Origin of the sequence: Mycobacterium sp. 360MFTsu5.1, assembly GCF_000383495.1 — a bacterium.
GTDB classification, from domain to species: Bacteria; Actinomycetota; Actinomycetes; order Mycobacteriales; family Mycobacteriaceae; genus Mycobacterium; species Mycobacterium mucogenicum_B.
The window spans coordinates 95,982-121,009 of the sequence record NZ_KB911464.1 but is presented as its reverse complement, the minus strand read 5'-3'; the positions used below and the strand labels follow the sequence as shown (position 1 = coordinate 121,009).

Sequence of the window (25,028 nt, the reverse complement as noted above, 5' to 3'; positions counted from 1 at the left end):
TAACAAAGTGACCAAAGTTTTTTTCCAGAACGTCGCCGGCGAGGCAGGTATATACAGCCATCCAGCGCGGCATCCCCATCCAGCAGCCTGGATCAGCCCGAGCTTTCCCCAAAATGACGCCGGATAGCCGCGAGCATCGCCGCGTGCGCTTTCTCCGCTTGCGCGGCAGTGACGGCCACGAGCGGAAAAGGCGCCTCTATATCCACCGCCTCGGTGACAGTGGTGCCGGCGCCGGCAGGTGCGAAGGTAACCGTGCCACTGAGTCGCACTGACGGAAATTGGCGCGCCTCGGTGTGCACGACGCCGTCGGGCGCGATCAGCACCGTGGCCCGGTAGGTCACGCGCAGACTGAGTGGGCCGAATGGGATGCGATCCCGCACCCGATAGTCACGACGGCGGCCCCGCGCATCCTGCTGATCGCCGAGACAGTCCACCGCGACGACGAGCGGATGCACCAGCTTCATGTTCGCCAGATCTGTATAGAAGGTGCGGACGTCATCGGGCGCCCCGGGCACCTCTTCCGTCAGCTCGAACCGGGACCGCGACAGCCACATCGACCCACCGTAACTTGACCGTTTCAGATGGTCAGCCAGTATCCGCCGGATCGGCGGCACGAGCTGCCCGGCCGGGCGTCGAAATCGGCGCCAAAACCGCACAAAGGCCTCGCAGGGCCGTTTCGGAATTAGCTGGTCACGACCTCGCAACGACCGCGACGACCTTGCATTTGCGCAAAAGCTGTGTATGGCAGTATGTTTTGTGCATTCACCTGCGAATACGTGAAATCGCCTCTGCCCCAACAAGACGCGAATAAACGTGGATGTAACGCACACCACAGGATTCGCGAAACGTGATGGCGGACACGGAATTTTGACGCTGTCGATTTTCCGTTGCTAGCGTTCATCGCCATGTTTGCTATTGCGACCGCATCGCTGCTGGCTTTGGTCAACCAGGTTTCGGGTACGCCGTACATCTCCGGCGGAGACACGGCACGCGGCACTGACTGCTCCGGACTGGCCTCCTGGGTGGCCAACGCGGCCACCGGCCGCCCCGTTTACGGCAACCGGTTCAACACCGGCAACGAAGAGGCCGCTCTGCGGGCTCGTGGCTTCCTGCCCGGCACCGCGCCCGGCGCCCTGAACATCGGCTGGAACGGCGGCCACACGGCCGTGACGCTGCCGGACGGCACCCCGGTGTCCAGCGGCGAGGGCGGCGGCGTCCGCATCGGTGGCGGCGGCGCCTTCCAGCGCCAGTTCACCCACCACATGCACCTGCCCATCGCCCCGGGTGAGGACATCCCCGCCGATCTGCCCCTCGACGGCCCGCTGGACGCGCCGCTGGCTCCTCCCGCAGGTCCGGCCGACCTCCCGGCCCCGGAGATCATCGAGGCGGCCAACTTCGCGCCTGCCCCCGAGGCCCCGGCCCCGGCCCCGGCTCCCGAGGCGCCGGCCCCGGCTCCTGAGGGCCCGGAGATGCCCGTCTAACCGTTCGACGACCCCTCTGTTTCACAGTCAGGGCTGCCACCGCTCAGCGGTGGCAGCCCTGACTGCTATTTGACGTACTCGGCCAGGTGGGACCCGGTCAACGTGTTGCCGTCTGCGACCAGGTCTGCAGGAGAGCCCTCGAAGATCACCCGCCCGCCGTCGTGACCTGCACCGGGACCCAGATCGATGATCCAGTCGGCATGGGCCATGACAGCCTGGTGATGTTCGATGACGATCACGGACTTGCCGCTGTCGACGATCCGGTCCAACAGCGCCAGCAGCTGCTCGACGTCCGCCAGGTGCAGGCCGGTGGTCGGCTCGTCGAGGATGTAGACGTCGCCCTTCTCCCCCATCTGCGTGGCGAGCTTGAGTCGTTGCCGCTCCCCGCCGGACAGCGTGGTCAACGGCTGCCCGAGCGTCAGGTAGCCCAGCCCGACGTCCACCATCCGAGCGAGGATCTTTTCTGCGGCCGGCACTTTCGCATCGCCGTCGGAGAAGAACTGCGCGGCCTCGGCGACAGGCATGGCCAGTACTTCGGCGATGTTCTGCCCGCCCAGGGTGTATTCGAGTACCGAGGCACCGAACCGGCGGCCTTCACACTCTTCACAGCGGGACTCGACGGTCGCCATCACTCCGAGGTCGGTGTAGATGACACCGGCACCGTTGCACGCCGGGCAGGCGCCTTCCGAATTCGAGCTGAACAGTGCGGGTTTGACGTCGTTGGCCTTCGCGAACGCCTTGCGGATGTGGTCGAGCAGTCCGGTATAGGTGGCCGGGTTGCTCCGTCGTGATCCCCGGATCGGTGCCTGGTCGATGGTGACGACGCCGTCGCGGCCGGCCACCGAACCGTCGATCAGGGAGCTCTTGCCCGAGCCCGCCACGCCCGTGATCACGGCGAGCACGCCGAGCGGGATGTCCACGTCGACGTCCTGAAGATTGTTGGTGTTGGCACCGCGAATCTCCAACGCCCCGTTGGCCTCTCGCACCGAATCCTTCAGCGCCGCCCGGTCGTCGAGATGCCGGCCGGTGATGCTGCCGCTGCCACGCAACCCTTTCACCGTGCCTTCGTAGACCACCTCACCGCCGCGCGAGCCCGCCTCGGGACCGAGGTCCACCACATGGTCGGCGATGGCGATCACTTCCGGCTTGTGTTCGACGACCAGCACGGTGTTTCCCTTGTCCCGCAACTGGATCAGCAGTTCGTTCATGCGGGTGATGTCGTGCGGGTGCAGTCCGATGGTCGGCTCGTCGAACACGTAGGTGACGTCGGTCAGCGCCGAGCCGAGATGACGAATCATCTTGACCCGCTGGGCTTCTCCGCCGGAGAGTGTGCCGGCGGGCCGAGCCAGGGACAGATAGCCCAGCCCGATCCCGACGAACGAATCGAGCGTGTGCCGCAACGTCGCCAACAGCGGAGCCACGCCGGCGCCGAGGCGCTTGTCGTCGGCCAGCGCGCCGACCCACTCGGCCAGATCGGTGATCTGCATGGCGCAGGCCTCAGCGATGTTGACGCCCTTGATCTTTGATGAGCGTGCCAGCTCCGACAGCCGGGTGCCCTCGCACTCGGGGCATGTCGTGAACGTCACCGCCCGCTCGACGAACGCCCGGATATGGGGCTGCATCGCCTCGACGTCCTTGCTCAGGAACGACTTCTTGATCTGCGGGATCAGACCCAGGTAGGTGAGGTTGACGCCGTCGACCTTGATCTTGGTCGCCTCCTTGTGCAGCAGGGAGTCCAGTTCCTTCTTGGTGAACTTCCGGATCGGCTTGTCGGGGTCGAAGAAGCCGCAGCCGTTGAAGATTCGGCCGTACCAGCCCTCCGTGCTGAAGCCGGGAATGGTGATGGCGCCCTCGTTGATCGACTTGCTGTCGTCATACAGTGCGGTGAGGTCGATGTCGTTGACCGCGCCGCGGCCCTCGCACCGCAGACACATGCCGCCGACGATGTTGAAGTCGCGACGTTCCTTGACGGTGCGGCCGGCGCGTTCCATGGTCACGGCGCCGGCCCCACTGATCGAAGCGACGTTGAACGAAAACGCCTGCGGCGAGCCGATGTTCGGTTCCCCGATCCGGCTGAACAGGATCCGCAGCAGCGCCCCGGTGTCGGTGGCGGTGCCGACCGTGGAACGTGGGTCGGAGCCCATCCGTTCCTGATCGACGATGATCGCGGTGGTCAAGCCCTCCAGCACGTCGACGTCGGGGCGGGCCTGTGACGGCATGAAGCCCTGGACGAACGCGCTGTACGTCTCGTTGATCAGCCGCTGAGACTCGGCGGCGATGGTGTCGAATACCAGCGAGCTCTTGCCGGAGCCGGACACCCCGGTGAAGACCGTCAGCCGCCGCTTGGGGATCTCGACGCTGATGTCCTTGAGGTTGTTCTCCCGGGCACCGACTACGCGGATGAGGTCATGGCTGTCAGCGGCATGCGTTCTGCTGGGCATACCCACACGCTAATCGGGCGCCGATCGGCCGTGCTTCTCGATTCCTGATCTCTTCTCGCGGAGCTGGGGGCAGCTCCCGCTCGCGAGCAGACATAAAACTGTCGAAAATCACTGGGGTATCGACAGTTTTATGTCTTCTCGCGAGAACACCGCTACTTACCGAAGCCTGCCTTGCGCAGGGCGTCGGCCATCGAGCCGGACGGCGCCGACTCGCGGCGGCCACCGCCGTTGCCGCGCTGCGGATTACGTCCACGATCCTGGTTGCCGCGGTTCTGGCCGCCGCCGTTGCCACCACCGCCGCCGCGATTGCCGCCATCGCGTCGCGGCTGACCGCCACCGTCGCGCCGGGACGCGCCACCCTGCTCGGGCCGCTTGCCGTCGCGGGCGCGCTGCGGGTCGTCGTTCAGCCGCAGGCTCAGCCCGATGCGCTGCCGCTCGACATCGACCTCGAGCACCTTGACCTTGACGACCTGGCCGGACTTGACCACCTCGTGCGGGTCGGAGACGAAGCGGTCGGCCATCGCCGACACGTGCACGAGGCCGTCCTGGTGCACGCCGACATCCACGAACGCGCCGAACGCGGCCACGTTCGTCACGACGCCCTCGAGCACCATGCCGACCTTGAGGTCGGAGACCTTCTCGACGCCGGCCGCGAAGGTCGCGGTGGAGAACGCGGGGCGCGGGTCGCGGCCCGGCTTCTCCAGTTCGCCCAGGATGTCGGTCACGGTCGGGATGCCGAAGCGTTCGTCGGCGAAATCGCCCGGCTTGAGCGCCCGCAGCTTGCGCTCATCGCCGATCAGTTCGGCGAGGGTGACGCCGGCGCGGTCCAGGATGCGCCGCACCACCGGGTAGGCCTCGGGGTGCACGCCCGAGGCGTCCAGCGGGTCGTCGCCTTCGCGGATACGCAGGAAGCCCGCGCACTGCTCAAAGGCCTTGGGGCCCAGGCGCGGAACGTCGAGCAGGCCGCTGCGGCTGCGGAACGGTCCGGTCTTGTCGCGATACGACACGATCGACTCGGCGAGCGATTCGGTCACGCCGGAGACCTTGGCCAGCAGCGGCACCGAGGCCGTGTTGAGGTCGACGCCGACGGCGTTCACCGCGTCCTCGACCACCGCGTCGAGGCTGCGGGCCAGGGTTCCGGGCGTCACGTCGTGCTGGTACTGCCCGACACCGATCGACTTCGGCTCGATCTTGACCAGTTCGGCGAGCGGGTCCTGCAGGCGACGGGCGATCGAGACCGCGCCGCGCAGCGTCACGTCCAACTCGGGCAGTTCGTGGGCGGCGTAGGCCGACGCCGAGTACACCGACGCCCCGGCTTCGCTGACCATGGCCTTGGTCGGCAGCCGCTTGGGACCGGACGCGCCGGCCGCCTTCAGGTCGGCGATGAGTTCGGTTGCCAGCGCATCGGTTTCGCGCGATGCGGTGCCGTTGCCGATGGCGATCAGCTCGACGTTGTGCCGCGCGACGAGGGCGGCCAGCGTCGCCTTGGCGTCGTTCCACTTGTTCTGCGGCTGATGCGGGTAGATGGCGCAGGTGTCGACGACCTTGCCGGTGCCGTCCACCACCGCGACCTTCACGCCCGTGCGGAACCCGGGATCGAGCCCGAGCGTGGCGCGGGTGCCGGCCGGCGCGGCCAGCAGCAGGTCCTTGAGGTTCTTGGCGAACACCGCGACGGCGTCCTCCTCGGCGCGCTGCCGCAGCCGGATCCGGGCGTCGACGGCGGCCGAGAACATCAGCTTGGTACGCCAGGCCCAGCCGACCGTCGCGGTCAGCCACGGCGTGGCGGCGCCGCCGGCGGCCATGTCGACACCCAGCGACTGGGCGATCATGGCCTGGTACAGCGTCTCGTCGCCACCGTCGAAGTTCAGCGACAGCGCTTCTTCCTTCTCACCGCGCAGTACTGCCAGCACGCGGTGCGAGGGCATGTCCTCCAGCGGCTCGGAGTACTCGAAGTAGTCGCGGAACTTCTGCGCGGCAGGGCTTTTCGCCGCTTCCTCCGACCACGGCTTGGTGGTCAGGGTGCCGTCGGACCAGAACTTCTCGCGCACCGCGCCGACCAGTTCGGCGTCCTCGGACACCCGCTCCACCAGGATGTGGCGGGCCCCGTCGAGCGCGGCGGCGACGTCGGCCACCTCCTCACCCAGGAACTCGGCGGCCACGTCATCGGGGTTGAGCGTCGGGTCGGCGAGCAGCCGGTCCGCCAGCGGCTCCAGACCGGCCTCGCGGGCGATCTGGGCTTTGGTGCGGCGCTTCGGCTTGTACGGGAGGTAGATGTCCTCCACGCGAGCCTTGGTGTCGGCGGCCAGCAGCGCGGCCTTCAGGTCGTCGGTGAGCTTGCCCTGTTCTTCGATCGAGGCCAGCACGGCGTCGCGCCGCTGATCCAGTTCGCGCAGGTACCGGAGCCGCTCCTCGAGGGTGCGGAGCTGACCGTCGTCCAAGCTGCCGGTGACTTCCTTGCGGTACCGGGCGATGAACGGCACGGTCGCGCCTTCGTCCAGCAGCCGTACCGCGGCGTCGACCTGACCTTCGGCGACGGCCAACTCTTCGGCCAGGCGGGCGTTCACAGACTTGACGACGGACTTGACGCTCAAATTCACGGGCTGGACCCTACCCAATGCTGCCGACAGTCGTCGGCAGCGGCGAGTAAGTTTGCGCTATGCCTCAGCCGATCCCGACGCCGCACGCCCCTGGGCGCACCCGGTAGCGCGACATGAATCCCGACGTGCGCACCCTGTGGATGGTCGTCTCGATGACCGCCCTGATTTTCGGGTTGCTGCACGTCTGGGTGGGGGCCGGTAAGCGGCGGCATCCGGCGGTCCAGCTGTGGGGCGCGGGCAACTTCGCCGGCGCCCTCGGCGCCGGGCTGCTGAGCGCGCGCGGGTTCGTCCCCGAGGCGTTGTCGGTGACGGTCGCCAACGTCTTGATCATCACCTGCTGGTCGTTGATCTGGGGTGGCCTGTGCGCCTTCAACGGCCAGCCGGTCCGCGGCCGCGTGATGGCTGCGGGACCGCTGGCGGTACTGGCCGCATTTCAGTTGATACCGCCGTTCACCGTCAGCATCCCGGCCCGGGTGTCCCTGACGGCCCTCGTCCTGGCCGGGTATTTCACGCTGAGCGTCGTCGACGGCGTCAAGGCCCAGCGCGTCGAGCGTCTGGCATCACGGCGCATCCTGATCGGCCTGTATGTCGTCGCGGCCGCGGCGACCGTCGCCCGCTCGGTGAGCCTGCATCTCGACGCCGGCGCCGTCCAGTTCGCCACGACCAGCGCGGTCGTGTCGGTTCCGATGCTCTTCTTCGCGTTCGCCGTCATGGCCATCAACCTGTGCCTGTCGCTGATGGGGTGGGAACGGCTCGAGGATCAATTGGCCGATGCCGCGATGCTCGACTCGCTCACCAGCACGCTGAACCGCGCCGGTTTCATGATTCAGGCGCAGCGCCTGGCCGAGGAATGCGTGGCACGGCAGCTGCGGTGCTCGGTCATCGTGATGGATCTAGATGAGTTCAAGGCCGTCAACGACGTCTTCGGGCACGAGGCCGGCGACCGGCTGCTGACCGAATTCGCGTGCGTGGCGCGGTCGAACCTGCGCAGCGGCGACCTGCTGGCCCGCATCGGCGGCGAGGAGTTCTGCGCGATGCTGCCGGGCGTGGACGAAAGTCAGGCTGCGGTCATCGCCGACCGGCTGCGGGTGGCGTTCGCCGCCGCGACATTCAGCCACAACGACGCCGTGCTCGCCGGAACGGTGAGCATCGGGGTCTCCCAGCTGGGGCACAAGGCGGGGTTGCGATCGGCGATCCGCCGCGCCGACGTGGCGATGTACGAAGCGAAGAGCCGGGGCCGCGACCGCGTGATCCGCGCCTCCGCAGCGGGCAGAGACTGAGCCGTCGGCTCAGTACGTCCCGCAGTTCGGCGACGTGGGCTCACCGTTGAACCGCGCCGCGATCCACTGCATCGCCGGCTCGCCGTCGACCAGCATCGGCAAGGCATGGTTGATCACCAGCTTGTTCAGGAACGGCGGTTCCTCGTTGGTGCGGAATTCGACGTCGGCGCCCTTGTCGCACCAGTCCCGGCCGAGCTGATTGGCCGCGGTCCACGGCACCAGCGGGTCGTATCGATTGCTGTTGATGAGAACCGGCGCGTTGGGCTTGTACTTGCCGAGCTTCTGCATCTCGAAAAGTGTCTTGAAGGGCTCTTCCTCGACCAGCACGTTGATGTCCTCGGTGAAGTACGGCTGCAGGTGCCGGAACATGAAGTCGACGATGGTCTGCCCGACGCACTGCCGCGAGACACTCTCGAGCATGTCCTTGCCGCGCTGGGTGAGCTTGGAGCGGATCAGGTCGGCGAACTCCGGGTAGGCGTAGATCTCGCCGTTGAGCGCGTAACCGACGACCCCGACCAGCGCGCTGCCGTCGGTGTACGGGAACAATTCCTTGAGGTCGGCCACCGGAGCCCCGGCGTATGTGCCGACGACATGCAGCTCAGGCGCGTAGGACGACGCCAACTCGGCCGCCGACGCCGCGGCACCGCCCCCTTGCGAGTAACCCCAGAAGGCAACGGGCCCATCGGGGTCCAGTGAGGTGCCCGGCAGCTTCTTGGCGGCGCGCGCTGCGTCGAGCACCGCGGCGGCCTCGGCGACGCGGTTGACGTACGTGTGCATCCCGGGAGTGCCGAGGCCCTCGTAGTCGGTCATCACGATCGCGAAACCACGCGCGACCATCGTGGCGATGAACGCCTCTTCGTAGTTGACCATGATGTCCCAGCCACCCGAATAGTGGATGCCCTGGTTGAACTGCCGCGACGGTGCGCACTGGTTGCCCTGGCCCTGCGTGCCCACCGCGTAGCTGATCAGTGGCCGCGGCCCCTTACCCGGCCAGTCGTTGTACGGCTCGAAGTAGGTGCCGGTCACGGCGACCGGGTTTCCGCGGGCATCGGTGCTGCGGTACATGATGCGCGTGCCGGTGGCCATGATGGCGCCGAGCTGGCCGGACGGCTCGAGTACCAGGCGCGAGGGTTCGGTGCGGATCAGGTCGCCGGGCCGGCCTGGCGGCAGCGGATCGGGCGGCAGGTAGAACTCGGCATACTGCGGCTCGTCGCCGTCCGCGTGGGCCGCGGGCGGTCCCGCAAGCAATGAACCGATGAGCACACATGCGGCCAGAACTCCCCCGAAGCGATGCATAACAGCACGATAACAATGGGACTCTCGTACACGAAATCATTGCTGCCCGAAATCGAGAATTTTGTTCTTGACAGACGTCGAGTGATGGGCCGCACAGAGATTACCTGCAAGCGACGCGCGACGTCAGCGAGACCGCTGTGTCCGCCACGGCATATCGCCACCAATCCCGCGTGACATCACACCTGCGAGAACGCCGCTATCGGAGTTTCTGCCCTTGCGCGCTGATTTACTGGCCATCGTTACTTCGACCCCGGAGATGAGCAGCAATGGACGACGAGACGACGGCCGCCCCCGAGACAACGGACAGCCCGCCGGTGATCACCGCGCAGGGGCTCGCTGTCATCGGCGAACACGGCGCGCTCTTCTCTGATGTCCATCTCGAACTGCAGCCGGGGTTCCACGCCATCCAGATGCCGGGCGGTCCCGCTCAGCACACGTTGTTGCTGTCGCTCGCGGGCCGGCTCAAGCCGACGCGCGGCACCGTCACCGTCAATGGTGCGACGGGGCCCCGCGGCATCCGGAAGCACTGTGCCATCGCCGCATTCGCGGACATCGACGACCTCGAAGAAATGGTGACGGTGCAGACGGTGATCACCGAGCAGCGCCGCTGGGTGTCGCCGTTCCCGGCGTGGGTCCCGGTCCAGTCGGACGTCCCGGAGATGGCGGCGGTGTTCGGCGACGACATTCCCCTGTTGTCGCCGAAGACCTTCATCATCGGGCTGTCCGATCTTGAGCTCTTCCTGCTGCGCATCACCCTGGCGCTGATGTCCGACCGGCCGGTGCTGGTCGTCGGCGACCTCGAGCAGGTCCGCGACAACGAACGCCGCGCCCTCGCGGTCCAGCGGCTCGGCGCCCTCGCCGAACACCGCACCGTCGTCGTCGGTGTGACCAACCCGCTGGGCGACGACGCCCCCGACCACGTTCTGCATGACCGCCGTATGCAGACCGGAAAGGCCTGACCATGCTTGCTGGACTCGCATTCGGCTCGGAGATCAAGCGATTCGGCCGCAGCCGCATGACGCGTGCCGCCATCGTGGTGCTGATGCTGCTGCCCCTGGTGTACGGCGCGCTGTACCTGTGGGCGTTCTGGGATCCTTTCGGCCAGGTCAACAAGATGCCGGTGGCCCTGGTGAACGCCGACCGCGGCGCAGTCGTCGAGGGCGTCCACGTCAACGCCGGCGACGAGATCGCCCGGAGCCTGACCGCCGACCACAGCCTGGACTGGCACGTGGTGAGCGACAAGGAGGCGCGGGACGGCGTCGAGCACGGCAAGTTCTATTTCATGCTGGAGCTGCCGGAGAACTTCAGCGAGGCCATCGCCTCACCGGTCACGGGCAATCCCGAGAAGGCCCAGCTGATCGCGGTGTACAACGACGCCAACAACTACATCTCCTCGACCATCGGGCGCACTGCCACGAGCCAGGTTCTCAACGCGGTGTCGACCCGCATCTCCGGCCAGGCCGTCAATCAGATTCTGTCCGTGGTGGTTTCGTCCGGAACCGGCATCAAGCAGGCGGCCGACGGGGCGCAGAAACTGGCCGACGGTGCAGCGCAGGTCGACACCGGCGCGGGCAAGTTGGTCAGCGGTCTCGACAACGCCCGCAACGGCTCGGCCAAGCTGTCCTCCGGAGCCAAACAACTCTCCTCGGGCATCACCCAGGCCACCGACCCCCTGTTGAAGGTCACCAAGGCCCTGTCCCAGGTCGGCGGGAGCACCGAGCAGTTGCAGCAGAGCGCGACGGCGCTGGAGCAGGCCGCCGATCAGGCCGGTGCGCTCGCCACCGCACAGGACACCGCGGCAGCGGCGATCGGTTCGGTGATCCAACAACTTTCGGTGAACCAGGACCCGGTTTCGGTCGGTGCGGTCAACACGCTGCGTGGCGTCCAGGACCAGTTGAACGGCCATCAGTTCACGCCACAGATCCGTCAGCAGATCACCGATGGCCGCAATGCCGCGATCTCGATGACCGAGACACTGCGGTCTCCCGGCAGCCCACTCCGGACGGCTCTCGACCAGGTGGGCAGCAGCGGCCAGCAGCTCACCGACAAGCTGAACCAGTTGCGCAACGGCGCCCAGCAACTGGCCACCGGAAATGCGCAATTGGCCAGCGGCATCGTGCAACTCGATGACGGGGCGCGCCAGTTGAAGTCCGGCACCGTTCAGCTCAAGGACGGCAACCACGAACTGGCCACCAAGCTGGCCGACGGCGCCAAGCAGGTGCCGACGTGGACCGAGCAGCAGAAGCAGGCCATCGCCGACACCATCGGTGGTCCGGTGAATCTGGAGTCCTCGCACGAGAACGGCGCCCCCAACTTCGCCACCGGCATGGCCCCGTTCTTCCTGACGCTGGCCCTGTTCTTCGGCGCGCTCGTGCTGTGGATGGTGTTGCGGCCCTTGCAGAACCGTCCTATCGCGGCCGAGGTGCTGGCCATCCGTGTGGTGTTCGCCAGCTATCTGCCCGCGGCGGTTCTCGCACTGGGCCAGTCGATCATCCTGTACTGCGTGGTGCGGTTCGCCCTCGGCATGCAGGTGGCGCATCCCGTGGCGATGCTCGGCTTCATGATGCTGATCTCGCTGGCCTTCGTCGCCGCGACGCAGGCCATCAACGCGCTGGTCGGGCCCGCCGTCGGTCGCGTGCTGATCATGGCGCTGCTGATGCTGCAGATGGTCAGCGCTGGCGGCATGTATCCGGTCGAGACGACGTCCCGGCCGTTCCAGGTCATGCACAAGTTCGATCCGATGACGTTCGGCGTCAACGGACTTCGCCAGTTGATCTTGGGCGGTATCGACGGCCGACTGTGGCAGGCCATCATCGTGTTGGTGTGCATCTGGCTCGGCGCACTGGGCATTTCGAGTCTGTGCGCCCGCCGCAACCGGACCTGGAACCTGATCCGACTCTTGCCTGCCATCAAGATGTAAGGGTTTCTACCCCAGGCTGACGGTGCCGTCCGGGTTGATGCGCCAGTTCGGATTATGGGCGATCTCCCAGATCACGCCGTTCGGATCCTGCACATGCGCGTGGAACACGCCACCGAACTGCCCGGGTTGTGGCGGCTTGAGCGTGGTGCCGCCCGCGGCGATCATGGCAGCCGCCAGCGCGATGACTTCGTCCTGGCTGTCGACGTTGTGTGCCAACGTGATTCCGCTGACCTGTGAGTGGTCGGCAGCCTGCGCGAGGTCGGCGTTGAACTTTTCCGCGAGGAAGAACCCGAGCAGTTGGCCCGGCGCCGTCTGGTAGAAGATGATCTCCCCCGGCACATCGAGCGTCGGCGTCCAGCCGAGCGCACCGTAGAACTGCCGGGTGGCATCGAGATCGACCGTGGCCAGCGTGAAGAAGTGCACTTGCTGCTTCATGGCCCCAGGCTACGTAGCCCGACCGACACTGCTCGCACGGCTCGACTAGAGCAAACCCACGCCGGCGACCAGGAGCGCGACGACCTTGACCAACTCCAGCACCACATAGGCGTAGTGACCGCGGGAGCGCGGCCCTTCGCGCCCGGCCAGCACCTCGTCGGACCGGCGGTTGAGCCCCGGCCGCACGGCAATCAGCTGCACCGCCAGCGCCCCCACGGCCACGGCGAACGCGACCATGACAGTCACCGACGGCCGATTCATCAAGGCCGCCAAAACAATTGCCGCAGCGAACACCAGCTCGACGGTGTTCAGCGCCCGGAACACCAGACGCCCGATACCGAGACCGATCGGCAGGGTGACGTTCGGCGCGCGAAATTTGAGCGGCGCCTCGAGGAAGGAGATGGCGAGCACCATCCCCAACCAGACGAAGGTGATGGCGATCTGGATCGCAGTCGGCGTACTCATCAGCGGCGAGGCTAGACGGCCAGCGGGCTGAACGCTTCGAACCAGATACGGTCACGCGCCACGCCGGCCGTCCCGAGCTGCCGGACCGCCGCTTCCATGAAGGGCGTCGGACCACAGATGTAGACGTTGACATCCGGCGGAAATGCGATGGCGCTCAGGTCAATTCGACCGCGCCGGTCGGGTTCCGTCAGCGGATAGCCGTCAGGCAGTCCGTCGTACCACGTGTGCAGCGCGGCACCGGGAATCTGCGCGACCAGATCGGCCAACTCGGCACGGTGGGCGTGACTGGCGCGGGTGCGGTCGCAGTGCACGACGGTCACCCGGCGTCCCGGCTGCTCGGCCGCGATGAAATACAGCATGCCGAGTACCGGCGTGATCCCGATGCCCGCCGAGATCAGCAGCAGTGGCGTCTCTGCCGGACTGTCCAGGGTGATATCGCCGAAGGGGTGCGACACCTGCAGCACGTCCCCTTCGAACACGTACTCGTGCAGGTACGACGACACCGCGCCGTCGCGGCGCACCGAGATGCGCCACCGGTCGTCGACACCGGCGTGCGACAGACTGTACTGACGAATCTGCCGCGCCCCGTCGGGCAGCTGCACGGCGACCGAAATGTATTGTCCAGGAGCAAAATCCGGAAGTTCGGCACCATCGACGGCGGCGAGCCCAAAGGCGACGGTGAGCGGCGACTGCTGCACCCGTTCGACCACCCGAACCGGCATCCAGACATGTTCCGGACTGGTTCCGGCCGCCGCGTACAGCTCCCGTTCCCGGCCGATCAGCATGTCGGCCATCGACCAGTACACCGCGGTCCACGCCTCGGCCACCTCCGCGGTGACGACGTCGGCGCCGAGCACCTCGACGATCGCCGCGAACAGATGTTCATAGACCACCGGGTACTGTTCCGGCGCCACGCCGAGCGACGCGTGCTTGTGGGCGATCCGCTCGATGACGTCCGCCCCGCGGGCGTCAGGGTGGACGAGCAGCGTGGCGTACATCGCGACCGATCCGGCCAATGCCTTCTGCTGCGACCCGTTGGCCTGGTTGCCGCGATTGAACAGGTCCCGCTCCAACTCGGGGTGCGCCGCGAACAGCCGGCGGTAGAAGACGGGCGTGATCTCGCCGATGGCACCGCCGACGACAGGCAACGTGGCTTTGACAACCTCGGCATGGGCCGGCGACAACGTGGACGTGGACAACATGGCAGGACCTCTCACTTCGTCGTGAATGCGTGGGCGCGACCTGGATCGACGACTCGCCGATGCCCGTCCTCCACCTGCCTGCCAGGCTATTTAAATAAGCATGATCGATGCAAGTATTACCGAGCGTGACCTACGACACAACGTAGTAGCTATTGGCTGTTGCCTCAGAACGACCGATCTGCGAATCCGACGGCCCCGATGTTTGACCGCCCCGTCAGACGGCAATGAACCAGATATGTTCACCAACAAGTTGATTCCCCTGCTGGCGGCCGGAGCGTTCGCATCGGCTGGCGTGGCCGCCTCGTTCGTGTCAGCCGATATCGTGCCGAGCACCGTGGGCGCCCATCCGGTCCTCACCAGCTACCCCCTGCAGCCCGTCGATGATCCCGGCCCCGGCCCGGGCGGTGGCGGCTGTGTCAACGGCCAGTGTGGTTCCGGCGGCGTGAACGGTGGACCCGGAGGCGGCCCGGGAGGTGCCGGCTGCGTGCCCACCCAATGGGGCACGGCCTGCGGTTCCGGCGGCGTGAATGCCGGCCCGGGTGGCATTCCGGGCGGCAGCGGCTGCATTCCCGGAGTGGGTTGCGGCGGCGGCCACGGCTAGACGTCCGTGAGGCCCGTTTCAGCGACCAACAGACGATCGACGACGCTGGTGCTCTCAGGCGAAAGGCCTTGGCGCATCAGCGCGTCGAGCAATTGAGCTGCGACGGTCTTCAGCTTCACCTGGGTCGTCTGGGACCGCCACTTCAGGATGTCGAAGGCGCGGTCCGCGTCGACGCCGTAGGCCACCATGAGCACACCCTTGGCCTGCTCGATCAGCGCACGGGCCTCGACGACGCCGGACATGGCCTTCGTGACATCAGATTGCACACTGTCGGTGACGTCGACATAGAAGCCTTCGGTGCCGATCACGTGACCGGACTCGTCGAGAATCCGATCACCGACCACGACCATCCAGCGGGTGCAGCCCGCGGCATCGATGATCCGGTGGCGGCTGCTGAACTGCCCACCCGTCTTGACCCGGTCCAGGATCTCCGCCACTTTCGCGCGATCGTCAGGATGCTGGTGGCTCAACAACAATTCGGTCGTCGGCTCGACCACCCCCGGCTCGTAGCCGTGCATCCGGGCCACCTGATCAGACCACACCCAGCGCTGGTCGGCGACGTAGTACTGGAATGTGCCGACTCGCTGATTCTCCCCGCCGCTGAAGACGGCGGCGACATCCCACGACTCCTGACTGTCGACAGGCGTATCCGTCATATCCGTCGCTCGGTGCTCGGGCATGGTCGTCGATCCGGCCGGCGAACCGGACCTGATTCATCGTAACCCGTTACGCCAGAGCGCCGTCAGGCCTGCGCGACCTGCTCCCGGATGTCCCGCAGGGTGCGCTCCAGGATGCGCGAGACGTGCATCTGCGAGACACCGATGCCTTCCGCGATCTGGCGCTGCGTCTTGGCCGCGAAGAACCGCAGGTACAGGATCCGCTGTTCGCGCACCGGCAGCGCTTGCAGCACCGGTTTCACCGACTCGCGGTCGGTGATGCGCTCGAACCCCTCGTCTACGTCACCGAGCAGGTCGGAGAGCGACTGCGCATTGTCCTCATTGTCGACGACGGGCGTGTCGAGCGATTGCGGCTGATAGGCATTGGCCGCCAGCAAGCCTTCGACGATCTGTTCCGGCGAGACGGACAACGCCTCCGCCAGTTCACTGGCGGTCGGTGTGCGCCCTAGCCGCTGTGTCAATTCCGTTGTCGCGCCCTTGATTTGCTGACGGATGTCGCGAATGCTCCTCGGCACATGGACTTTCCAGCCGTAGTCACGAAAATGGCGACGCAACTCCCCCATGATCGTCGGGACAGCGAACGCGACGAACCCCGCGCCGTTGTCCGGGTCGAAGCGGTTGATCGCCTGGATCAGGCCGAGTCGGGCCACCTGGACCAGGTCGTCAAGGTTCTCTCCTCTGCCATCGAAATGCCGCGCCAGCCGGTCCGCCAACGGGCAGCACCGCAACACGATCTGCTCGCGCTGCCGAGCGAATTCGTCGGATTCGGCCGGCAGGGCGCGGAGCTCCGCCACCAATTCCGGTACGTCCGCATACTCGTCGGCGTAGCGGGCTCCTGCAGGTAAACGCTTCTCCAACAACGAAGTTGACATGACGTGCCTTCCCCAGGCCCACAACACGCATCGGGAGATTCGGCTCCCCGAGTATCGACTCGGCGCCGTGGCATGCGTGTTGTTTCCACCATCCAGGTGGACCGGCAATCTGCCGTCGCCGACCGCCACCTTCGGCATCCCAAACAGCCGTGCCCTGATCTGGACCGCGGCCGCATACCGGACAGGTGGCGCTCAGCTGCTGTCGCTTCGGTCTAAGCAACTGCGCCATCTTGACGCTGCAACCGACCATACCGCCGAAGCCACCGGGGCACCACCGCGACGCTGCGCCGACCAGCCATCACAGCTGGTCAGACGGCAAAAAACTTTTCTGCCAGAACAGGTTTGGCCGGGAATGACCCCGGGTATGCATGGGGTCGGTATTGCGCAACAGTTGAAAACCTCGACAGGAACGGCTCTTTTCGATGGCGGTATGTATTACCTGCGGAACCGATTGCGACGAGTCGTTCACCGTCAATTGGAACGGGCGCAGCGCGAGCTTCGACTGCATCGAATGCATGGCCACCATGGTGGCCCCGATGTGCCGCCACTGCGGATGCCGAATCTTGGGACACGGGTTACGGCTCGACGGCCGCCAGTATTGCTGTGACCATTGTGCTCAGGCCGGCGACCACTCGGCCAGGCCAGCGGCGAACACTGATCGCTGGCAATTCGGATAGTGGTTCGCAGACCCGACTCGGACTTGTGACGCGACCGATGGTTTAAGCGACGGCTCGCGGGGTAAACCCGCCGTATTCGTCGACCGCAATGGAGCGATCCGACCGGTGAGCCGAGGATCGGTGGATTCCGTCATGAAGACCATCACACGTTGCATCGCAGCGGCGGTGCCCCTGACGTCCCTGATGCTGGCCGCGCCGGCGGGCAGCGTTCCGGCGCCTGCGCAGCCCTGCCCTGATATTCAAGTGATTTTCGCGCGCGGCACGATGGAACCGCCGGGCGTGGGTAAAGCCGGCCAGGCCTTCGTCGACGCCCTCACCGCACGGGCCGCGGGCCGGACGGTCGATGTGGCCCCGGTGGATTACCCCGCGTCGCTCGACTTCGCGACCGCCGCGGATGGGGTCGTCGACGCGACGAACCGGGTTCAGAGCGCCGCATCCGTCTGCCCCACCACCAAGATCGTGCCGGGCGGGTATTCCCAGGGCGCGGCGGTGGCCGCCTACATCACCGAAGACGCCGTCCCCGCCGGCGTCACCCTGCCCATGGGTATCACCGGGCCGATGCCGGCATTCGTGGCAGACCACGTCGCGGCGGTCGTCCTGTTCGGCAAGCCGTCGTCCGGCTTCCTGCAGATGGTCTACACGGGCGCGCCCCCGATCACGGTCGGTTCGCGCTACGTGTCGAAGACCCTCGATCTGTGCATCGCCGATGACCCGGTGTGTTCGAACGGCGGCGGCGACAATGCCGCCCACGTGGAGTACTCCGACAACGGAATGGCCGACCAGGCAGCACAATTCGTCATGGGCAAGCTCAGTCACTCCCCGGCGCAACCCCGCGTCGAACAGTCCGCGCCGCGCTGATCAGCGGCGGTCGGTCAAAAGCGGAAACTCCTCGGCTTCGACGCGCTGGGTGTGGTCTTCGGTGGCCTGCTGCAAGTCGGTCAGCGCCGTCTCGAATTCTGCCGAGGCCGGATCCAACCGTGCCATGCGGTCCAGCCGTTCCTTGGTGTCGTCCGTCTCGCCGCGGAGCGACTCGACCACCAGCCCCCGCCGCACCCTCGGGTGGACCAGCAGTTCCCCGCTCACTTCCTGCGCGGTCAGCGCGGCGCGCAGCTCCGCGAAGCGCTGCCGGCGCGCGGCGGCGTCGGCCGCGTGCAACGTCTTTCGGAACAACTCACGCGCCATGAGGTGCCGGGCCTTGACGTAGTCGATGACGTCATCGGTGGCGGTCGTCGACACAGTTCTCATCAAAATCCCTCCAAGGTTGGTCCGGCCGGTTTTCCAGCTTCTGTGACCCAATCCGCGGCGAAGTAAACCCTCCAATTACGCCCGAACTACTGCGGCGAGACGTCGGCGCTGCCCTCCTCGGGTGGCCAGTGGTGCCCCTGAGACGCGGCGCCCGGGTCGTGGAAGTCGCCGCGCGACAGCGGCACCCACTGCTCGCTGGCCGCGGCCTGCTCGGCGGGGAAATCTTCCAGATCGCCGAACGGCTGCGCATCCCACATCGCGAACGTCAGCGGCGTCCGGAGCCAGCTGTACAGCAGCAGATACGTCGCCTCGAGCGAATCGAGGTGGGTGCGTTCCCAGCCGTGACTGCCGTCGAGCCCGAATCCCACGAGAGCTGCCCGGGTCGCGGCGCCGGCTTCGATGGCCGCCGCCACATCCGAGCGGTAGTAGCGAAAGATGTCGCGGGCGTGGGTGATTCCCTTTTCCTGGGCCAGCTTGCACAACTTGCGGGTGAGGTAATAGTCGAACGGTCCGTGCATGTCGGCCATCGGGATGGTGACGCCGTGTTCGAGCGACTGCTGGCCGGGCGCGCAGACCGCGTTGTCGACCGACACCAGTTCCGCGACGTCGGGCGGCAGGCCGTGACTGGCACCGTGGCCGACCTCCTCGGTGATCGTCACCATGAGCGTGGTGCGGTGCGGCAGCACGATGTTGCGCTCGGCGACGACCTTGGCCAGTGTCAGTGCGACGGCCACGCCGGCCTTGCCGTCGAGGTGGCGGGAGACGACGAAGCCGTCTTCCGTCAGCTCCGGGCTGGCGACCAGCGCGACGAAATCGCCGACGTTGAGCCCCAGCTGCTCGAGATCCGCGCGCGACGACACGCTGCGGTCGACACGGACCTCGACGTCGTCCCAACTGGTCGGCTGGGTGTCGATCTCGTCGCCGAACGCATGACCACTCGCCTTGAGCGGCATCACGGTTCCGGTGAAGAACTTGTCGTTGTCGTCGGGCAGGATGCGGACCCGGGCGCCGGTGGCGAATCGCGCCGAGAAGGTGCCGACGGGCACGAGCGCGAGCCGGCCGTTGTCCTTGAGTTCGCGCACCATACAGCCGATGGTGTCGGCGTGCACCACGATGGCGCGGTCGGTGGTCTGCGACCGCCCCGGCAGTTCGGCGATGAGTGCACCGCGCCGGGTCAGCGTGAACGGCACGCCGAGTTTGGTCAGGGTCTGGCCGATCAGTTGCATCACGGCATCGGTGCGACCCGACGGGCTCGGCGTCTGCAGCAGCGCCAACAGGGTGTCGACCATCCAGCCTCGGTCGTCCGGCGACATCCGTACGTTCTCGGCATCGTCGGGCTCAGCCATCATCTCTCCAATTGTCAGTGTTGCTCGATCGGGTCTGGATGCCAGGCCCACGGCGTCGCCGCGGTTCGCGGGAACAGCAGATCAATGAACGCCTGTGCAGTCGGCCGCGGCTCGTGATTGGCCAGGCCCGGCCGCTCGTTGGCTTCGATGAACACGTACTCCTCGCCGCCCACCGACGGCACGATCAGATCGATCCCGGTCACCGGAATCTCGATCGCAGCCGCCGCGTCGACCGCCACTTTCGCCAGCATGGGGTTGAGTTCGTCGGTGACGTCGTGAATGGTCCCGCCGGTGTGCAGGTTGGCGGTGTGACGCACGATCAGTCGTTCGTTGGCGGGCAGCACGTCGTCCAACTGCCAACCAGCCTTGTGCACGGTGTCATCGGTGACGCTGTCCAGCGGGATCACCGATTCCCCGTGGGTGGCCACCGACCGGCGCCGGCTCTGTGCTTCGATCAGCTGGCGGATGGTGTGGGTGCCGGTGCCGATCACCTCGGGCGGCCGGCGGATGGCCGCCGCGATGACCTTCCCGTCGATGACGACGATGCGTAGATCCTCACCCTCACAACGTTCTTCGATGAGGACGTCGGGGCAGTGCTGCATGGCCAGGCCGATGGCACGGTTCAGATCATCGGGGTTGGTGACGCCGACGGTGATGCCCGCGCCCTGTTCGCCCCGGGCCGGTTTGACGACGGCTGTCCCCACCTTCTCCAGGAAGCGGCAGTCCTCGTCGGTGAACGTCGCGGTGCAGCCCTCCGGCACGCGGATGCCCGCCTCCGCGACGACGGCCCGGGCGACACGCTTGTCGTCACACCGGCTCATCGCCACCGCGCTGGTCAGCTCGGACAGCGATTCACGGGTGACGATGCTGGTGCCACCGTGGGTGAGCCGGAGGTAGCCGCCCTGAGCGTCGAGCACGTCCACCGCGATGCCCCGCAGGATCGCCTCGTCGGCGATGATCCGGGCATACGGGTTTAGTTGTCCCAGTTCTTCCTCCGGTTTCACCGGGGCGAACAACGGTTCGTTGATGGCGTTCTTGCGTTTGATCCCGAGCGCGGCGGGCACCCGAGTGAAGCCGATGCGCTCATAGAGCGCGATCGCGCCGTCGTTGTTGTGCATCACCGACAGGTCCATCTGGGACCGTCCCCGCCGGCTGAACTCCTCGATCAGCGAGCGCACCAGCAGGCCGCCGGTGCCGGGCCGGGTGCCGGTCGGCTCGACCGCCAGGCACCACAGGCTGGATCCGTTCTCCCGGTCCCCGAACAACTGGCAGTGATCGATGCCGGTGACCGTGCCGACCACCTGCCCGGTCTCGTCGTCCACGGCGACCAGATACACCACGTGCGGCGCGGTCTGACTGTTGGTCCACATGAGGTCGCTGTCGGCCGGCACCATGTGGCACCGCACGTAGATGTGATTGATCGCGATGCAGTCCTCGATCGAATTCACCTGGCGGACCGTCAATCCCGGGACATCGGGCGGACGATATTGCATGGGCTTCGTCAGGTCGAGCCGGTAGGTGAAGCTCGGGTCGATGAAGAATTCGTGGGCGTGCAGCGCCACGAAGACGTGTGGCGCATCGAGATACATCCCGATGTCGCGGCGGCCGCTGCCCTCCTCCCGCAGCGCCGTCCCGAACTCGTCGGGATCGTGGAACGTCTGACCGAAAACCAGCCGCCCCCAACCCATATCCTGTACGACACCCTCGGCCATCTCGCCGCTCTGCGTTGTCATCATCGGGCTGCTCCGTCGACGTGGTTGGCGAGCCAGAGTTCCAGCAATCCGATCTGCCACAACGGATTCCCGCGCAGTGGGGTGAGGTTGCCGTTGGGGTCGTCCAGCATCTGCGCGACCACATCGGGGGCGAACAGACCACGATCACGCGCGGCCTGGCTGTGCAGCGCATCGCGGACCAGGTCGAGGTACGGGCCGGCGAGGTGCTTGAGCGCGGGCACCGGGAAATAGCCCTTGGGCCGGTCGATGACGTCGGCCGGAATGACCTTGCGCGCAGCGTCTTTCAGCACACCTTTACCGTCCTGGGCGGTCTTGAGTTCCGGCGGGCATGTCGCCGCGAGCTCCACCAGCTCGTGGTCGAGGAAGGGCACGCGCCCCTCCAGACCCCAGGCCATGGTCATGTTGTCGACGCGTTTGACCGGGTCGTCGACGAGCATGACGGTGGTGTCGAGCCGCAATGCGCGGTCGGTCGCGGTGCCCGCCCCGGGATGGGTGAAGTTCTGCAGCGCGAACGCGCCCGCGGAATCGTGCTCGAGCCGCCACCTCGGCTGCAGCAGGCGGTTGACCGCATCGTGACTGCGGTCGAAGAACGCGGCGCGGTAGCGCTGCAACGCGTCGGCTGGATCGTTGTCGATCGCCTGCGCCATCGGTGGGTACCAGTGATAGCCGGCGAAGATCTCGTCGGCGCCCTGCCCGGACTGCACGACCTTCACATGCTGGCTGACCTCCTGCGACAGCAGGTAGAACGCCACACAGTCGTGGCTCATCATGGGCTCGCTCATGGCTTCGACGGCACCGGAGAGCGCAGGCAGCATGCGTGACGAGTCGATACGGATCTGGTGGTGATCGGTGTCGAATTGACGGGCGATGATGTCCGAGTACTTGAACTCGTCGCCCTCCTCGCCACCGGCGGATTCGAACCCGATGGAGAAGGTGGCCAGGCCGTGCTGGCCGGCTTCGGCGAGCAGACCGACGATCAAGCTGGAGTCCAGGCCGCCGGACAGCAGGCAGCCCACCGGCACGTCGGCCACCAGCCGACGCTCGACCGCGGTGCGCAGTGCCGCCAGCACGGCGTCCCGCCAGTCGTTCTCGGTCCAGTCGGCCCGCTCGAGCGACCGCTCGAAAATCGGTTCCCAGTAGGTCGTTTCCGTGCGCTTGCCATCGCGTTCGATGCGCATGACGGTGCCCGGCGGCAGCTTCTGCACCCCACGCAGGATGGTGCGCGGGGCGGGCACGACCGAGTGGAAGCTCAGATAGTGTTGCAGGGCAACAGGATCGAGTTCGGTATCGACGCCGCCGCCGGCAACCAGGGCCGGTAGCGACGACGCGAAGCGCAGCGCTCCCCCGGCGGCCTCACACCAGTACAGGGGCTTGACGCCGAGGCGGTCGCGCGCCAGCAGCACGCGGCCCGATTCGATCTCCGCGACCGCGAAGGCGAACATCCCGTAGAGATGCTCGACGACGCGCTCGCCCCACTCCTGGTATCCCTTCAACACCACCTCGGTGTCACTGTGGGAGAAGAATCGGTATCCCTTACTCGAAAGTTCCTGGCGCAGTTGGGGATAGTTGTAGATACACCCGTTGAAGACGACGGTGAGGCCCAGCTCCGGATCGTGCATGGGTTGGTGTCCGTGACTGGACAGATCGATGATTGCCAGACGCCGGTGGCCCAACGCCACCCCGTCCCGCACCCACAATCCGCTACTGTCCGGGCCCCGCGGTGCCATGCGGTCGGTCATGGCAGCAACCGCCGCCAGATCAGCACCACGGCCCCAGGCGATTTCGCCGGCAATGCCGCACATGGTGGAAGTCAGCTCCCTTGGTGGACGTCTCCGGCTCCACCGTACCCGATGTGCACCGTCGACGTGCGGATGATTCAAATTTGTTCTGCTGCAGTATGTTTGCTCGCGGAGTTGTCAGCGATCCGATTTACGGCGACGAAAGCACCCGTCCCGCAGACCGCGCTCCGTCGGCTTCATCTGGAGTTTCCTATTGATTTCCAATCGATTTCGTGATGCGGAGTCCGGTTAGCCGGCTACCGCCTTGCGCGGTAGCCGACTAACCTCGTCAAAATGTCTGTGCCACTACCTCATTGGGCAGTGGGATACGCGCGCGGACCACGCAATTGCGCCCGCTGCCGTCGGCGCCTTCGTACCGATCGCCGCCACGCGTCGAATCGACCGTATTGAGTTGTCGCTCGCGTCCGTCAAGGACTGCTCCCCTCCATGGCTTCGCTCGATCAGCTCAGGGCAGGCGCTGCCCTGGGGCTCACATACCCGGGCACGGGCCGGGTGAAACCTCGAAGCCGCAAACTCGTCGAAATCGCAGGCACACTGGTCAGGTGATCGATTTCCGCGGGTACCTGCTGGTCGCCGCCCTGCTCGCCACGACCGCCCTGACGCTGGTCCTCGGGATCACCGATCCCGAGGCACCGCTGTCCTACCCGACTCGGTTCCTGGTCTGGAACATGTTCCTGGCCTGGATCCCGATGTGCTTTGCCGCCGCGTTCTCGGTAGTGACCCGCCGCCGCTGGCTGCTTCCGCTGGGTCTGGCCTGGCTCGCGTTCCTGCCGAATGCGCCGTACCTCGTCACCGACCTGGTGCATCTGGGTGAGCAGGACGAGCTGTGGCGCCACGTCCTGCAGTACGGGTTCGCCGCGTGGACCGGCATCCTGCTGGGCACCGTGTCCCTGTTACTGGTGCACAAACGCATCGATCGCGAGTTCGGGCCGGTCTGGGGCTGGCTGACCGTGGTCACGTCCGTGGGGCTCTGCGCGATCGGCGTGGTGATCGGCCGCTTTCAGCGGTGGAACTCCTGGGACCTGGTCACCCGGCCCCACGCCGTCGTGGCCGCCACGTTCGAGTGGGTGCGCGCGCCGCTGTCGTACGTGCAGTCCACCGGGGTCGGGCTGGCGGTCGCCGCGTTCTTCGGGTTGGCCTACGTGACCATCTGGGCGCTGGGCGGCGTCTCCCGCCCGCAGGTCAGCGCGAATCCAGGAAGGTGATGACGGCCAGCACCCGGCGGTGATCTTCACCGGTGTCGGGCAGGTTCAGCTTGCTGAGAATGCTGCGCACGTGCTTCTCGACGGTGCCTTCGGTCACCCAGAGCTGATGCGCGATGCCGGCGTTCGACCGGCCCTCCGCCATCAGGGCCAGCACTTCGTGCTCGCGTTCGGTCAACACCGCCAGCGGGTCCTCCCGCCGCTGCGCCGCGAAGAGTTCCTGCACGAGGGCGGGGTCGACCACCGATGCGCCACCGGTGATGCGGTGCAGCGTCTCGAGGAAATCGGTCACATCGATGACGCGGCTCTTGAGCAGGTAGCCGATGCGCTGGCCGCCGCTGAGCAGTTCCATCGCATGCTCGACGTCGACGTGCGCCGACAGGACCAGGATCGCGACGTTCGGCAGTTCGCCGCGGATCATCTTGGCGGCGTCCAGGCCCTCGGTGGTGTGCGTCGGCGGCATCCGGATATCGGTCACCACCAGGTCGGGGACGGTGTCCCGGACCAAGGCGAGCAGCTCGCCGCTGTCACCGGCCTGCCCGACGACGGTGAAGCCCGCGCCGGTCAGCAGGCTCGCCACGCCTTCCCGAAGCAGCACGTCGTCGTCGGCGACAACGACGCGCGTCCCCTCCACTGCGTCCACTTATGTCCTGTTCGTCTCGACCCATGGCCGCCGTGCCATCAGACGCCGGACGTGCCGCTCATTGCGTTCATCTTGCCTGGCCGCGGTCCCGCATCGCTCGCGGTCCTGTGAATCGG

23 protein-coding genes are annotated in these 25,028 nt (G+C 66.6%); 8 read left to right on the top strand and 15 right to left on the bottom strand.

Going from position 1 to position 25,028, the window contains the following annotated elements; all coding sequences use genetic code 11:
* Positions 1-92: 92 nt before the first annotated feature.
* The gene (locus H289_RS0107385) at positions 93-554 is read right to left on the bottom strand and encodes an SRPBCC family protein (protein WP_020100127.1); all 462 of its coding nucleotides are present in this window, start codon (positions 552-554) and stop codon (positions 93-95) included.
* 351 nt (positions 555-905) lie between these two features.
* On the opposite strand from H289_RS0107385, the gene H289_RS0107380 reads away from it, so the two are divergent.
* Positions 906-1,481, top strand: a complete 576-nt coding sequence (locus H289_RS0107380; protein WP_020100126.1) for a hypothetical protein — start codon at positions 906-908, stop codon at positions 1,479-1,481.
* A gap of 65 nt (positions 1,482-1,546) precedes the next feature.
* On the opposite strand, the gene H289_RS0107375 is transcribed toward H289_RS0107380, so the two are convergent.
* Together H289_RS0107375 and H289_RS0107370 are read right to left on the bottom strand one after the other, a co-directional pair.
* Positions 1,547-3,922, bottom strand: coding sequence for an ATP-binding cassette domain-containing protein (locus tag H289_RS0107375; protein WP_020100125.1), 2,376 nt, complete (start codon positions 3,920-3,922; stop codon positions 1,547-1,549).
* A gap of 152 nt (positions 3,923-4,074) precedes the next feature.
* The gene (locus H289_RS0107370; RefSeq protein ID WP_020100124.1) at positions 4,075-6,519 is read right to left on the bottom strand and encodes a Tex family protein; all 2,445 of its coding nucleotides are present in this window, start codon (positions 6,517-6,519) and stop codon (positions 4,075-4,077) included.
* A 113-nt stretch (positions 6,520-6,632) separates the two neighbouring features.
* On the opposite strand from H289_RS0107370, the gene H289_RS31745 reads away from it, so the two are divergent.
* Positions 6,633-7,799, top strand: a complete 1,167-nt coding sequence (locus H289_RS31745; RefSeq protein ID WP_020100123.1) for a GGDEF domain-containing protein — start codon at positions 6,633-6,635, stop codon at positions 7,797-7,799.
* 9 nt (positions 7,800-7,808) lie between these two features.
* Here the strand turns inward: H289_RS31745 and H289_RS0107360 are convergent, their stop codons facing one another.
* Complete coding sequence (locus H289_RS0107360) at positions 7,809-9,095, bottom strand: lipase family protein (RefSeq protein WP_029104900.1); 1,287 nt, start codon at positions 9,093-9,095, stop codon at positions 7,809-7,811.
* 266 nt (positions 9,096-9,361) lie between these two features.
* Between H289_RS0107360 and H289_RS0107355 the strand changes: the two genes are divergently transcribed.
* Positions 9,362-10,054: an ATP-binding cassette domain-containing protein gene (locus tag H289_RS0107355; RefSeq protein WP_020100121.1), complete on the top strand. Its 693-nt coding sequence runs from the start codon at positions 9,362-9,364 to the stop codon at positions 10,052-10,054.
* Between the two features lie 2 nt (positions 10,055-10,056).
* Positions 10,057-12,015, top strand: coding sequence for a YhgE/Pip domain-containing protein (locus H289_RS0107350; RefSeq protein ID WP_020100120.1), 1,959 nt, complete (start codon positions 10,057-10,059; stop codon positions 12,013-12,015).
* 6 nt (positions 12,016-12,021) lie between these two features.
* Here H289_RS0107350 and H289_RS0107345 read toward each other — a convergent pair whose 3' ends face one another.
* Genes H289_RS0107345 through H289_RS0107335 form a run of 3 tightly spaced genes read right to left on the bottom strand, consistent with a single transcriptional unit; the run spans position 12,022 to position 14,117 of the window.
* Positions 12,022-12,450, bottom strand: a complete 429-nt coding sequence (locus H289_RS0107345) for a VOC family protein (protein WP_020100119.1) — start codon at positions 12,448-12,450, stop codon at positions 12,022-12,024.
* A gap of 45 nt (positions 12,451-12,495) precedes the next feature.
* A complete protein-coding gene (locus H289_RS0107340) occupies positions 12,496-12,915 on the bottom strand; it encodes a hypothetical protein (RefSeq protein WP_020100118.1) in 420 nt (139 codons plus the stop codon).
* 11 nt (positions 12,916-12,926) lie between these two features.
* Positions 12,927-14,117 (bottom strand): globin domain-containing protein, encoded by a 1,191-nt coding sequence (locus H289_RS0107335; protein WP_020100117.1) that lies wholly within the window; start codon positions 14,115-14,117, stop codon positions 12,927-12,929.
* A gap of 235 nt (positions 14,118-14,352) precedes the next feature.
* Between H289_RS0107335 and H289_RS0107330 the strand changes: the two genes are divergently transcribed.
* Positions 14,353-14,718, top strand: coding sequence for a hypothetical protein (locus H289_RS0107330; RefSeq protein WP_020100116.1), 366 nt, complete (start codon positions 14,353-14,355; stop codon positions 14,716-14,718).
* Here the strand turns inward: H289_RS0107330 and H289_RS0107325 are convergent.
* The 3 genes from H289_RS0107325 to H289_RS32900 all read right to left on the bottom strand — a co-directional run bounded on the left by H289_RS0107325 (position 14,715) and on the right by H289_RS32900 (position 16,784).
* Entirely contained in the window at positions 14,715-15,374 is a 660-nt protein-coding gene (locus H289_RS0107325) for a PAS and ANTAR domain-containing protein (RefSeq protein WP_020100115.1), read from the bottom strand. The genes H289_RS0107330 and H289_RS0107325 overlap by 4 nt on opposite strands.
* Positions 15,375-15,460: 86 nt before the next feature.
* On the bottom strand, positions 15,461-16,267 hold the full coding sequence (locus H289_RS0107320) for a SigB/SigF/SigG family RNA polymerase sigma factor (protein WP_051128420.1): 807 nt from the start codon (positions 16,265-16,267) through the stop codon (positions 15,461-15,463).
* Positions 16,268-16,565: 298 nt separating this feature from the next.
* Entirely contained in the window at positions 16,566-16,784 is a 219-nt protein-coding gene (locus H289_RS32900; RefSeq protein WP_155944070.1) for a hypothetical protein, read from the bottom strand.
* Between H289_RS32900 and H289_RS33595 the strand changes: the two genes are divergently transcribed.
* Both H289_RS33595 and H289_RS29990 read left to right on the top strand, forming a co-directional pair.
* Positions 16,690-16,944: a metallothionein gene (locus tag H289_RS33595; protein ID WP_081633341.1), complete on the top strand. Its 255-nt coding sequence runs from the start codon at positions 16,690-16,692 to the stop codon at positions 16,942-16,944. The two genes, H289_RS32900 and H289_RS33595, sit on opposite strands and share 95 nt — an antisense overlap.
* Positions 16,945-17,076: 132 nt before the next feature.
* The gene (locus tag H289_RS29990) at positions 17,077-17,802 is read left to right on the top strand and encodes a cutinase family protein (RefSeq protein WP_036420340.1); all 726 of its coding nucleotides are present in this window, start codon (positions 17,077-17,079) and stop codon (positions 17,800-17,802) included.
* On the opposite strand, the gene H289_RS29985 is transcribed toward H289_RS29990, so the two are convergent.
* From H289_RS29985 to H289_RS0107295, 4 genes are all read right to left on the bottom strand, one after another.
* A complete protein-coding gene (locus tag H289_RS29985) occupies positions 17,803-18,189 on the bottom strand; it encodes a hemerythrin domain-containing protein (RefSeq protein WP_110772279.1) in 387 nt (128 codons plus the stop codon).
* Positions 18,190-18,275: 86 nt separating this feature from the next.
* Complete coding sequence (locus tag H289_RS0107305) at positions 18,276-19,538, bottom strand: osmoprotectant NAGGN system M42 family peptidase (RefSeq protein ID WP_020100111.1); 1,263 nt, start codon at positions 19,536-19,538, stop codon at positions 18,276-18,278.
* Positions 19,539-19,549: 11 nt separating this feature from the next.
* Entirely contained in the window at positions 19,550-21,268 is a 1,719-nt protein-coding gene (gene ngg, locus H289_RS0107300; protein ID WP_020100110.1) for an N-acetylglutaminylglutamine synthetase, read from the bottom strand.
* Complete coding sequence (locus H289_RS0107295; protein WP_020100109.1) at positions 21,268-23,070, bottom strand: N-acetylglutaminylglutamine amidotransferase; 1,803 nt, start codon at positions 23,068-23,070, stop codon at positions 21,268-21,270. Before H289_RS0107295 ends, ngg begins: the two co-directional genes overlap by 1 nt.
* Before the next feature lie 539 nt (positions 23,071-23,609).
* Here H289_RS0107295 and H289_RS0107290 point away from each other — a divergent pair.
* Positions 23,610-24,272 carry a DUF1361 domain-containing protein gene (locus tag H289_RS0107290; protein ID WP_020100108.1) on the top strand — a complete coding sequence of 221 codons (663 nt, stop codon included), beginning with the start codon at positions 23,610-23,612 and terminating at the stop codon, positions 24,270-24,272.
* Here H289_RS0107290 and H289_RS0107285 read toward each other — a convergent pair.
* Positions 24,250-24,903: a response regulator gene (locus H289_RS0107285; protein ID WP_020100107.1), complete on the bottom strand. Its 654-nt coding sequence runs from the start codon at positions 24,901-24,903 to the stop codon at positions 24,250-24,252. The genes H289_RS0107290 and H289_RS0107285 overlap by 23 nt on opposite strands.
* Between the last annotated feature and the right edge of the window lie 125 nt (positions 24,904-25,028).